At 71.1% G+C, this 10,779-nt stretch carries 10 protein-coding genes; all 10 read right to left on the reverse strand.

The features are described from left to right. Positions 1–261 precede the first annotated feature (261 nt). Positions 262–702, reverse strand: coding sequence for a type II 3-dehydroquinate dehydratase (aroQ, locus tag WH07_RS17515; RefSeq protein ID WP_046500913.1), 441 nt, complete (start codon positions 700–702; stop codon positions 262–264). Continuing rightward, a complete protein-coding gene (aroB, locus tag WH07_RS17520; protein WP_046500914.1) occupies positions 699–1,793 on the reverse strand; it encodes a 3-dehydroquinate synthase in 1,095 nt (364 codons plus the stop codon). Before aroB ends, aroQ begins: the two co-directional genes overlap by 4 nt. After that, positions 1,790–2,419 (reverse strand): shikimate kinase, encoded by a 630-nt coding sequence (locus WH07_RS17525; RefSeq protein ID WP_046500915.1) that lies wholly within the window; start codon positions 2,417–2,419, stop codon positions 1,790–1,792. The genes aroB and WH07_RS17525 overlap by 4 nt, the downstream gene beginning before the upstream one ends. After that, on the reverse strand, positions 2,416–3,600 hold the full coding sequence (gene aroC, locus WH07_RS17530) for a chorismate synthase (RefSeq protein WP_046500916.1): 1,185 nt from the start codon (positions 3,598–3,600) through the stop codon (positions 2,416–2,418). The genes WH07_RS17525 and aroC overlap by 4 nt, the downstream gene beginning before the upstream one ends. Positions 3,601–3,746: 146 nt before the next feature. Continuing rightward, positions 3,747–4,580, reverse strand: a complete 834-nt coding sequence (locus WH07_RS17535; RefSeq protein ID WP_046500917.1) for a shikimate dehydrogenase — start codon at positions 4,578–4,580, stop codon at positions 3,747–3,749. Next, the gene (gene mltG / locus WH07_RS17540) at positions 4,577–6,466 is read right to left on the reverse strand and encodes an endolytic transglycosylase MltG (protein ID WP_046500918.1); all 1,890 of its coding nucleotides are present in this window, start codon (positions 6,464–6,466) and stop codon (positions 4,577–4,579) included. The genes WH07_RS17535 and mltG overlap by 4 nt, the downstream gene beginning before the upstream one ends. Before the next feature lie 122 nt (positions 6,467–6,588). Then, the gene (gene ruvX / locus WH07_RS17545; RefSeq protein ID WP_046500919.1) at positions 6,589–7,053 is read right to left on the reverse strand and encodes a Holliday junction resolvase RuvX; all 465 of its coding nucleotides are present in this window, start codon (positions 7,051–7,053) and stop codon (positions 6,589–6,591) included. Then, positions 7,050–9,728 carry an alanine--tRNA ligase gene (gene alaS, locus WH07_RS17550; RefSeq protein ID WP_046500920.1) on the reverse strand — a complete coding sequence of 893 codons (2,679 nt, stop codon included), beginning with the start codon at positions 9,726–9,728 and terminating at the stop codon, positions 7,050–7,052. The genes ruvX and alaS overlap by 4 nt, the downstream gene beginning before the upstream one ends. Further along, positions 9,728–10,084, reverse strand: a complete 357-nt coding sequence (locus WH07_RS17555) for a hypothetical protein (protein WP_046500921.1) — start codon at positions 10,082–10,084, stop codon at positions 9,728–9,730. The genes alaS and WH07_RS17555 overlap by 1 nt, the downstream gene beginning before the upstream one ends. A gap of 7 nt (positions 10,085–10,091) precedes the next feature. Then, entirely contained in the window at positions 10,092–10,538 is a 447-nt protein-coding gene (locus WH07_RS17560; protein WP_046500922.1) for a DUF948 domain-containing protein, read from the reverse strand. Positions 10,539–10,779: the final 241 nt, after the last annotated feature.

Raw genomic sequence — 10,779 nt, forward strand, 5'->3', positions numbered from 1 at the left:
GGACCCGGCGGGGGCGGGGGGCCCGGCACCCGGTGCGGTCCCGTCCAGCCCGGGGCAGGCTGATGCCCCGGCGGCTGCGGGGCCCCGGGCCCGGTCGGCGGGCCGGGAGGAGGGGCCTGGTGCGCCCATCCGCCTGCGTGCTGCATCCGGTGCCACTCCGTCTCGTGCGACTGACGCTGTCGGCGGCCCCGCGGGCCCTGCGTTACCGAACGGTACCGCTCCCGGCCCCCGTTCGTCCTCCATCGCCGGACGGCCCGGTGTTCAGCCCCCGAGTTCCTCCGCGACGGCCCGCAGTGCCAGGCGGTACGAGCCGATGCCGAAGCCCGCGACCGTACCGCTGGCGACCGCCGCGACCACCGAGGTGTGCCGGAACTCCTCGCGCGCGTACGGATTCGAGATGTGCACCTCGATCAGCGGCGCGGTCCGCTGCGCCGCCGCGTCCCGCATCGCGTACGAGTAGTGCGTGAACGCGCCCGGGTTGAGAACGACCGGAATCTCCCCGTCCGCTGCCTCGTGCAGCCAGCGGATCAGCTCGCCCTCGTCGTTCGTCTCGCGTACGTCCACATCGAGGCCCAGCTCCTTGCCGAGCGCCCCGCAGGCGTCCACCAGCCCGGCGTACGACGTCGCCCCGTAGATGTCGGGCTCGCGCGAGCCGAGCCGCCCGAGGTTGGGTCCGTTGAGTACGAGCACCCGCCGGGTCACGCCGACACCTCCCCGTACGCCGCGAGCAGCACCGCCGGGTCGGGCCCCTCCAGCACGGTGGGCTTGGCGAGTCCGTCCAGCACGATGAAGCGCAGCAGGTCGCCGCGCGACTTCTTGTCGACCCGCATCGTCTCCAGCAGCCTGGGCCACTGGTCGCCGCGGTAGGTCAGCGGCAGCCCGACGGACTCCAGCACCGAGCGGTGCCGGTCGGCGGTCGCGTCGTCCAGCCGTCCGGCCAGCCGGCCCAGCTCCGCCGCGAAGACCATGCCGACCGAGACGGCCGCGCCGTGCCGCCACTTGTACCGCTCGTTCTTCTCGATGGCGTGGGCGAGGGTGTGGCCGTAGTTGAGGATCTCGCGCAGACCGGACTCCTTGAGGTCGTTGGAGACGACCTCGGCCTTGACCCGGATCGAGCGCTCGATCAGTTCGGCCGTGTGCGTGCCGGCGGGCGTACGGGCGCCCTCGGGGTCCGCCTCGACCAGTTCGAGGATGGCCGGGTCCGCGATGAAGCCCGCCTTGATGATCTCGGCCATACCGCTGACGTAGTCGTGGACACCGAGCGAGTCCAGCGCGGCGAGATCGCAGAGCACCCCGGCAGGCGGGTGGAAGGCGCCGACGAGGTTCTTGCCCTCGGCCGTGTTGATGCCGGTCTTGCCGCCGACCGCCGCGTCGACCATGGCGAGCACGGTGGTCGGTACGGCGACCCAGCGCACCCCGCGCAGCCACGACGCCGCCACGAACCCCGCGAGATCGGTGGTGGCGCCGCCGCCGACCCCGACGATCACATCGGTACGGGTGAAGCCGGTCTGCCCGAGCGCCTTCCAGCAGTACGCCGCGACCTCGACGGTCTTGGCCTCCTCGGCGTTGGGCACCTGGATGGCGACGGCCTCGTACCCCTGGTCCGCGAGGTCCTGGCGCAGCGCCTCGCCCGTCCCGGCGAGCGCCTCGGGGTGGATGACGGCGACCCGTGCGGCCTTCGGTCCGATGAGGGCGGGCAGCTCCCCCAGCAGCTGTCGGCCGACCAGCACCTCGTACGGGTCGTGCCCGGCCGTGCCGCCGACCTGGATCCGGGTGACTGCCTGGTCCGTCATACCTGATTCTCCTTGCCGGGGGTGGGGGTCTCGGCGGGCGCCGGGGACCCGGCGGACTCGGCCGGCCCGGCGGAGTCGTCCTCGGGCCGCCGCTTCAGGCCGAGTGCGTCGAGGACCGCGTCGGCGACCTCCTCGGGGGTCCGGTCGTCGGTCGCGACCACCGCGCGCGCCACATCGGTGTAGTGGTGGCGCCGGGCGTCCATGAGTTCTTTCCACTGCTTGCGCGGACTGACCGCGAGCAGCGGGCGCGCGGTGTTCAGCCCGACGCGCTTGACCGCCTCGGCGACGTCGACCGACAAGAACACGACGGGCAGGCCCTTGAGCAGTTCACGGGTGGAGGCGTCGAGGACCGCGCCGCCGCCGAGTGCGAGAACGCCCGGGTGCTCGGCGACCGCCGCCCGTACCGCTTCCCGCTCCAGCGTCCGGAAGTGGTCCTCGCCCTCCTCGATGAAGATGTCCGAGATGGGCCTGCCCTCGGCGGCGACGATGTCGGCGTCGCTGTCGCGGAACCCCGTACCGAGCCGCTCGGCGAGCAGTTCGCCCACGGTGGTCTTGCCGACGCCCATCGGCCCGATCAGTACGACGGCCGGTCCGCCCGGCCGGCCCGCCGGATCCGTCGCGCTCATCGGATCTGGAGGTTGTCGAGGTACGAACGGACATTGCGGCGCGTCTCCGGAACGCTGTCGCCGCCGAACTTCTCGGCGACCGCGTCCGCGAGGGTCAGCGCCACCATGGCCTCGGCGACAATGCCCGCGGCCGGCACGGCACATACGTCGGAGCGCTGATGGTGGGCCTTCGCGGCCTCGCCGGTGACCACGTCGACGGTGGCGAGCGCCCGGGGCACGGTCGCGATGGGCTTCATCGCGGCCCGTACGCGCAGCAGTTCACCGGTCGTCAGCCCGCCCTCGGTGCCGCCGGAGCGGCCGGAGGCGCGCCTGATGCCCTCGTCGGTCGCCACGATCTCGTCGTGCGCCTGGGATCCCGGCACCCGCGCCAGCCCGAAGCCGTCCCCGATCTCGACGCCCTTGATGGCCTGAATGCCCATCAGGGCGGCGGCCAGCCGCGCGTCGAGCCTGCGGTCCCAGTGGACGTGCGAGCCGAGTCCGACCGGCACGCCGTACGCCAGCACCTCGACGACTCCGCCGAGGGTGTCGCCGTCCTTGTGGGCCTGGTCGATCTCGGCGACCATCGCCTTGCTCGCGTCCGCGTCGAGGCAGCGCACCGGGTCCGCGTCGAGCCGCTCCACATCGGCCGGGACCGGGTACACACCGTAGGGAGCCTTGGCCGCGGCCAGCTCCACCACATGGGACACGACCTCGATCCCGGCGGTCTCCTTCAGATACGAGCGCGCCACCGCGCCGAGCGCGACCCGCGCGGCGGTCTCCCGGGCGCTGGCACGCTCCAGGACCGGCCGGGCCTCGCCGAAGCCGTACTTCTGCATTCCGGCGAGATCGGCGTGACCGGGCCTGGGCCGGGTCAGGGGCTCGTTGCGGGCCAGTCCGGCGAGTACGTCGGGGTCGACCGGGTCGGCCGCCATGACCTGCTCCCACTTGGGCCACTCCGTGTTGCCGACCATGATCGCGACAGGGGATCCCATGGTCAGGCCGTGCCGCACACCGCCGAGGAAGGTGACCTCGTCACGCTCGAACTTCATCCGCGCGCCGCGTCCGTAGCCGAGGCGCCGCCGGGCGAGATGGTCCGCGACCATGTCCGTCGTGATCGGCACACCGGCGGGAAGACCCTCCAGCGTCGCCACGAGTGCGGGTCCGTGCGACTCCCCCGCTGTCAGCCAGCGCAACCTGCTCAACGGTGCTCCTCATGCTCGCGCCCTCGACTGTTAGGCCCTGATGGCGCGACCGGTGCGCGGCCCCGGCCCGCCATGTCCGATCCTCCCACGCCCGTCGGGACGATTCGCCCTCCCGTCCAGCGACCGGACATCGGACCGGGCTGCGGCTACCGCGCTTCGAGTGCCTGTTCGCCGGCCTTCCGCATCAGCGCGAGGGGCGCGGGCGAGCGGCCCGTCATCAGCTCGACCTGGAGCACCGCCTGGTGTACGAGCAGATCGAGCCCGGAGACAACAGGGCCGCCGCGCCGGGACCAGGCGGCGGCGAGCCCGGTGGGCCAGGGCTCGTACAGCACGTCGAAGAGGGTGCCGGGCCGGTCGGGCACCCGCGCCGCAAGCTCGTCGGTGGTGCCCGCCGGGGTGGTCGCGATCACCAGGGGCGCGTCGAAGGCCGCGGCCGCGTCCTCCCATGTCTCCGTACGGACGTCGACCCCGAGGCGTTCGCCCCAGCCGCGCATCTCGGCGGCGCGGGCCTCGCTGCGTACATACGCGGTGACCGGTCCCGTACAGATCCTGGCGAGAGCGGCCAGGGCGGACGAGGCGGTGGCGCCCGCGCCCAGGACCGCCGCCGAGCCGACCGTACGGACCCCCCGCTCGTGCAGCGCGGCGACCATGCCGGGGATGTCGGTGTTGTCACCGGTGCGCCGGCCGTCGTCGCCGAACAGGACCGTGTTGACCGCCTCGACCGAGGCCGCGGTGTCCGTGATCCCGTCGAGCAGCGGGATGACGGCGCGCTTGAGCGGCATGGTCAGCGAGAGCCCGGCCCAGGAGGCGTCGTCCCGCAGCGTCCCGAAGAAGCCGGGCAGCCCGGCCTCGTCCACCTCGAACCGGTCGTACGACCAGTCCGGGAGGCCGAGGCCGGCATACGCGGCCCGGTGCAGCACCGGCGACAGCGAGTGCGCGATGGGCGATCCGAGGACCGCCGCCCGCCTGTGTGGGGTCACCGCTTCGGGGTCTCCTTCTGGCTTTCCTTGAGGTACTCGTTACGGTTCCGCTCGTGCTCTTCGTTGGTCTCGGCGAAGAGGGTCTTGTCCTCGGTGACGGACACGAAGTAGTACCAGGGGCCCGGCGTCGGGTTGAGCGCCGACTGGAGTGCTTCGGCACCGGGGTTCCCGATGGGCCCGGGCGGAAGTCCCTTGATGGAGTACGTGTTGTACGGGTCCTTGAGCTTGCGCAGATCGTCGACCGCGCCGAGGTCGAGCCTGCTCTGGCTCTTGATGTAGTTGACCGTGGAGTCGAATTCGAGCCGGCCGACCGTCTCGGTGTTGTCCGGTTCGAGGCGGTTGTAGACGACCCGCGCGACCTTGTCGAAGTCGTGCTTGTACTTGCCCTCCGCCTGGACGAGGCTCGCGACGGTGATCACCTGGAGCGGCGACGTCAGACCGAGCTTGTCGGCCTCCTCCGCCAGATCCACCTTGCTGTACTCGGAGGTGGCCCGGGCGACCATCTTCTTGAGGATGCTCTCCGGCTTCGTGCCCTTGGCGACCGGGTAGCTCGCCGGGAACAGGAAGCCCTCCAGCGGGTCCTTGACGTCCTTGGATCCCCTCGCCCAGTCCGGCAGACCGAGGTTCTTCGCCTGCGCCTTGGCGACCGCCGCCGTGGTGCCCTTCTTGAGCCCGAGCCGCTTGTCCATCTGCTCGTAGACCCAGACGTTGCGCTTGCCCTCGGGGATGATCAGGTCGTTGTGGCTGGCCGGGCTGAGCATCAGCTTCACGGCGTGCGCGGCGGACATGCCCTTCTTCAGGGTGTAGACGCCCGCCTGGATCGAGTTGCCCTGGGGGTTCTGCCGCTGGGCGGCGACAAACGCTCCCGCGCTCTTGACCACTCCGCCCTTGACCAGGATGGAGGCGATCTCGTAGCCGCCGGCCCCCTGGGGGATCTCCACCTGGACGGAGCTGGTGCCGGCGCCCACGAAGTCCTCGGGCGCGCCGAACTTGGACTGGTAGAACTGGTACGCCACATAGCCCGCGCCGCCGACCCCGCCGACGAGCACCACGCTCAGGAAGAGACAGGCGACGCCGTTGTGGCTCTTCTTCTTGGTCCTGCGCTCCCGGCCGCCGTTGCCCCTGCGCCCGCCGGCGTCGTCCGGCCCCTCGTCGTCGCCGTCGTCCTCACCGGTGAAGAAGGGGTGACTCTCCTTCTCCTGGTCGTCCTCCCACTCCTCGGCCGGCTCGGGCTCGGCCTTGCGCTGGGCCGGTGGCCTGGGCGGGGGGTAGGCGTCGGGGGTGCCGTAGTGGTCCTGGCCCTCGCCGTAGCCGACGCCCTGGGCGCCGTCGTAGGGGACGGCGGGATTCGCGGCGTACGGCATGGAGGCCTGCTGGCCGGTGTCCCAGCCGCCGTTGTACTGCGGATCGTTGTACGGGGGGTGCTGGGGATTCTGCTGGTGCTGAGGCTGCTGTTGCTGAAGGTGCTGCTGGGCCTGCTGCGGGTGCTGGGCGTGCTGCTGCTGGCCGTACTGCTGAGGATGCTGCGCCTGCTGGGGGTGCTGTTGCTGCTGGTGAGGGTGCTGGTGGTGCTGGGGCTGTTGCTGGGGATCGGCGTACTGCTGGCCGCCATAGGCCTGCTGCCCGGGATGCTGCTGCTGCGCTCCCTGCTGCTGCCCGTACTGCTGCGGCTGCTGCTGAGGCGCGTACTGCTGCTGGTACGGGTCCTGTCCGCCCCCGTACTGCTGCTGAGGCTGCGCGTGCTGCTGCGGGTACTGCTGCTGCGGCTGCCCACCGTACGGAGCGTGGCCGCCCGCGGGCTGCTGTGCTCCCCACCCCGGGTCCCCGTACAGGGGGTCCTCGGGGTGCCACGGTTCGGAGCCGGGGCCCCGGCCATAGTCAGTCATCGATCCCCTAGAGCCGCGAGGCGGCGGCCGCTGCGCGAGTGGCACGGCATCCGTTTCGCCTCTTCTTTGTGCGGTGACTGTTCGAACACCACCGCATCGCGCGGAACGTTACCGTATCGCGATCAGATGACCACTTCGACGCCCTCACCGGGTGGCTCACCAGAGACCCGTTCGGCCTCCAGCGCGCTCTGGAGGATGACAACCGCCGCCACTTGGTCGATCACCGACCGGCCCTTCTTGGATTTCACGCCCGAAGCACGCAGTCCCTGGCCGGCCGTCACTGTACTCATCCGCTCGTCGACCAGTCGTACCGGCAGGGGCGCGATGCCTCTGGCCAGCTCCTGTGCGAACAAACGTACCTTCGCCGCGGCCGGTCCCTCGCCCCCGCTGAGGGAGCGGGGCAAGCCGACGAGCACCTCGACCGGTTCGTACTCCTCGACGATCTGGCGCAGCCGACGGTGGGCGGCCGGGACATCGCGTCCCGGCACGGTCTCCACCGGTGTGGCGAGGATCCCGTCGGGGTCGCACGAGGCGACCCCGATCCGGGCGTCCCCGACATCGACCGCGATCCGGCGACCGCGTCTCATGAGAGATCGGCGACCAGACGCTCCACGGCGGCCACGGCATCCCCGATGGCGTCGGGGTTCTGGCCGCCTCCCTGGGCGACGTCCGGCTTGCCGCCGCCTCCGCCGCCGAGGGTCTTGGCGGCGGTACGGACCAGATCGCCGGCCTTGAGTCCGCGCCCGCGGGCGGCCTCGTTGGTGGCGATGACCGTCAGCGGCCTGCCGTTGGCCGTGGTGAAGAGAGCCACCACGACGGGCCTGCCGCCGGCGCCCTGGTCCAGCCTGCCGCGGACATCGAGGACCAGCTTGCGAAGATCGTCGGCCGAGGTGCCGTCCGGGACCTGCCCGGTGACCAGGGCCGTGCCCCGGACGTCGACGGCGCTCTCGGCGAGCCCGCCGGCGGCGGCGAGGACCTTCTCGGCGCGGAACTTCTCGATCTCCTTCTCGGCGTCCTTCAGCTTGGCGAGCATGCCGGAGATCTTCTCGGGCAGCTCGTCCGAGCGGCCCTTGACCAGCTCCTGGAGCTGGGCGACGACCGTGTGCTCCTTGGCCAGGAAGTTGTACGCGTCGACGCCGACGAGGGCCTCGATACGCCGTACCCCCGAGCCGATCGACGACTCGCCGAGCAGCTTCACCAGGCCGAGCTGGGCGGTGTTGCGGACATGCGTACCGCCGCACAGCTCCTTGGAGAAGTCACCGATGGTGACGACCCGGACCCGCTCGCCGTACTTCTCGCCGAACTCGGCGATGGCGCCCTGCCGCTTGGCCTCGTCGATGCCCATGACCTCGGCGTGGACGTCCAGCTCACGGGCCAGGACCTCGTTGATCTTCTGCTCGACATCGAGCAGGACCGTGCCCGGTACGGCGGAGGGCGAGCCGAAGTCGAAGCGGAAGCGGCCCGGCGAGTTCTCGGAACCGGCCTGGGCGGCCGTCGGGCCGAGGGCGTCGCGCAGCGCCTGGTGGGTGAGATGGGTGGCGCTGTGGGCGCGGGCGATGGCGCGGCGGCGGTGCAGATCGATGGCGGCGTAGGCGGAGGCGCCCACGGTCACCTCGCCGACCTGCACTGTTCCCTTGTGCACGGACACACCGGGCACCGGCTGCTGCACATCGCGCACCTGGACGACGGCGCCGCTGTGGAGCCTGATCCGGCCCTGGTCGGCGAGCTGGCCGCCGCCCTCGGCGTAGAAGGGGGTGCGGTCGAGGACGATCTCGACCTCGTCGCCCTCGGTGGCGGCGGGCGACGGCACTCCGTCGACGAGCAGCCCGACGACCGTGGCCTCGCCCTCGGTGGCGGTGTAGCCGGTGAACTCGGTGATGCCTCCGGTGTCGGCGACCGCGCGGTAGGCGGAGAGGTCGGCGTGGCCGGACTTCTTGGCCCTGGCATCGGCCTTGGCCCGGTCGCGCTGCTCCTTCATCAGCCGGCGGAAGCCGTCCTCGTCCACGGAGAGGCCCTGTTCGGCGGCCATCTCCAGGGTGAGGTCGATCGGGAAGCCCCAGGTGTCGTGGAGCAGGAAGGCCTTGTCGCCGGAGAGGACCGTGCCGCCGGCGTCCCTGGTCTCGGTGACTGCGGTGTCGAGGATGTTGGTGCCGCCCTTGAGGGCCTTGAGGAAGGCGGCCTCCTCGGCGACGGCCACGGTCTCGATGCGCCTGCGGTCGGTCTCCAGCTCCGGGTACTGCTGCCCCATCGTCTTGATCACGACATCGGCGAGTTCGGCGACGACCGGTTCGGTGGCGCCGAGGATCCGCATGTTGCGGATGGCGCGGCGCATGATGCGGCGCAGCACATAGCCGCGCCCCTCGTTGCCCGGGGTGACGCCGTCGCCGATGAGCATCACGGACGTACGGATGTGGTCGGCCACCACCCGCAGGGCGACATCGGTGGCGTGGTCGGCGCCGTAGTGCACCCCGGTGAGTTCGGTGGCCTTGTCCATGACGACCCGCAGGGTGTCGGTCTCGTACATGTTCTGTACGCCCTGGAGGATCATGGCGAGACGTTCGAGACCGAGACCGGTGTCGATGTTCTTGGACGGCAGGTCCCCGAGGATCTCGAAGTCCTCCTTGGAGGTGCCCTCGCCGCGCTCGTACTGCATGAAGACCAGGTTCCAGATCTCCACATAGCGCTCGTCGTTGACGGCGGGGCCGCCCTCGACGCCGAACTCGGGGCCGCGGTCGTAGTTGATCTCCGAGCAGGGACCGCAGGGTCCCGGGACGCCCATGGACCAGAAGTTGTCCTTCTTGCCCAGCCGCTGGATGCGCTCGGCCGGTACGCCGATCTTCTCGCGCCAGATCTGCTCGGCCTCGTCGTCGTCGAGATAGACGGTGATCCAGAGGCGCTCGGGGTCGAGTCCGTACCCGCCGTCGGCCACGGAGCTGGTGAGCAGCTCCCAGGCGTAGGTGATGGCGCCTTCCTTGAAGTAGTCGCCGAAGGAGAAGTTCCCGCACATCTGGAAGAAGGTGCCGTGCCGGGTGGTCTTGCCGACCTCTTCGATGTCCGGGGTACGCACACACTTCTGGACGCTGGCGGCGCGCGGGGCGGGCGGCTTGACCTCGCCGAGGAAGTACGGCTTGAAGGGCACCATGCCCGCCGGGACCAGCAGCAGAGTCGGGTCGTCCGCGATGAGCGACGCCGAGGGCACGACAATATGGCCGCGCTCCTCGAAGAAGCTCAGCCAGCGGCGGCGGATTTCAGCCGACTCCATCAGTGGTCCTCATTCCGGTCGTACGGGTTGTAGGAGGAGTGCGTCGTGCGGGGACGCTCGGTGTGCTCGGTCCGGTCGGTGTATTCGATGGCGGTGAGCCGCCGGGGCGCCGGGAGCGCTCGCCCCGCCGGTGCCTCCAGGCCCAGTGCCTCGCCCAGCTCGGCCTCGCGCCGCAGCATGCCCGCCCTCACGTCAACAGCGAACTCCCGCACCTTGTGCCCGGCGTCGATGGCTTTGTTCGCGGCCTGAGCGGCGAGGCTCTCGGGAGTGAGCTGCCTGAGCTTGCGGTGGACCTTGGTGGTGGCCCAGACGCCGGCTGCGGCGCCCGCGGTGAACCAGAACGTACGGCGGAGCATCGCTGCCTCAGCCCTTCCTGTTCCTGCGCCGGGCGGACGGGAGCGTACGGCCCGTGACCACCCTGCGGCGGGGGGCCGGCTCGGCGTCCCCGGTCCCGGCGGCGGGCGTCGCCCTGCGTCCCATGGCCCGGCGTACGCCGTAGCCGAACGCCGCGACCTTGACCAGGGGGCCGCCGAAGGTGGAGGCGACCGTCGTGGAGAGCGCCGAGGCGTTGGAGGTGACTTCCTGGACGTCCGTCGCGATGGCGTCGACACGGTCGAGCTGGGTCTGCGCGGAGCGAACCGTCGCGGAGGCGTCCGCCAGCAGCGGCACCGCCTGCTCGGTCACCTCGGCCACCAGCCGGGTGGTCGCCCTGAGCGTCTGGGCCAGCCTCACCAGCACCACGGCCAGGAAGGAGACCAGAATGGCCCAGAACACGGCCACCAGGATCCCGGCAACCTCTCCACCGGTCACGCCGCACCGCTCCCTGATCTGTCGACGGCCTTCTGTAAAGAAGCTCGCGTAAAGAGCTCGAAAGAAAGCGACTGGAAAGTCGTCCTCCGACCCTATCGCGCCGGGGGTCGCGTCCCGTACCGCATTAGCGCTCCGCCGGGCGCACAAGGGGCGAAGAAGGGCCGTACGGAGCGCGGCGGGGCGAGCACTCTGCGTTCCTACGCGAAAGCCCGCCTCCTCCCCCACCGGAAAGGGCGGGGAG

Source organism: Streptomyces odonnellii, assembly GCF_000981895.1.
GTDB classification, from domain to species: Bacteria; Actinomycetota; Actinomycetes; order Streptomycetales; family Streptomycetaceae; genus Streptomyces; species Streptomyces odonnellii.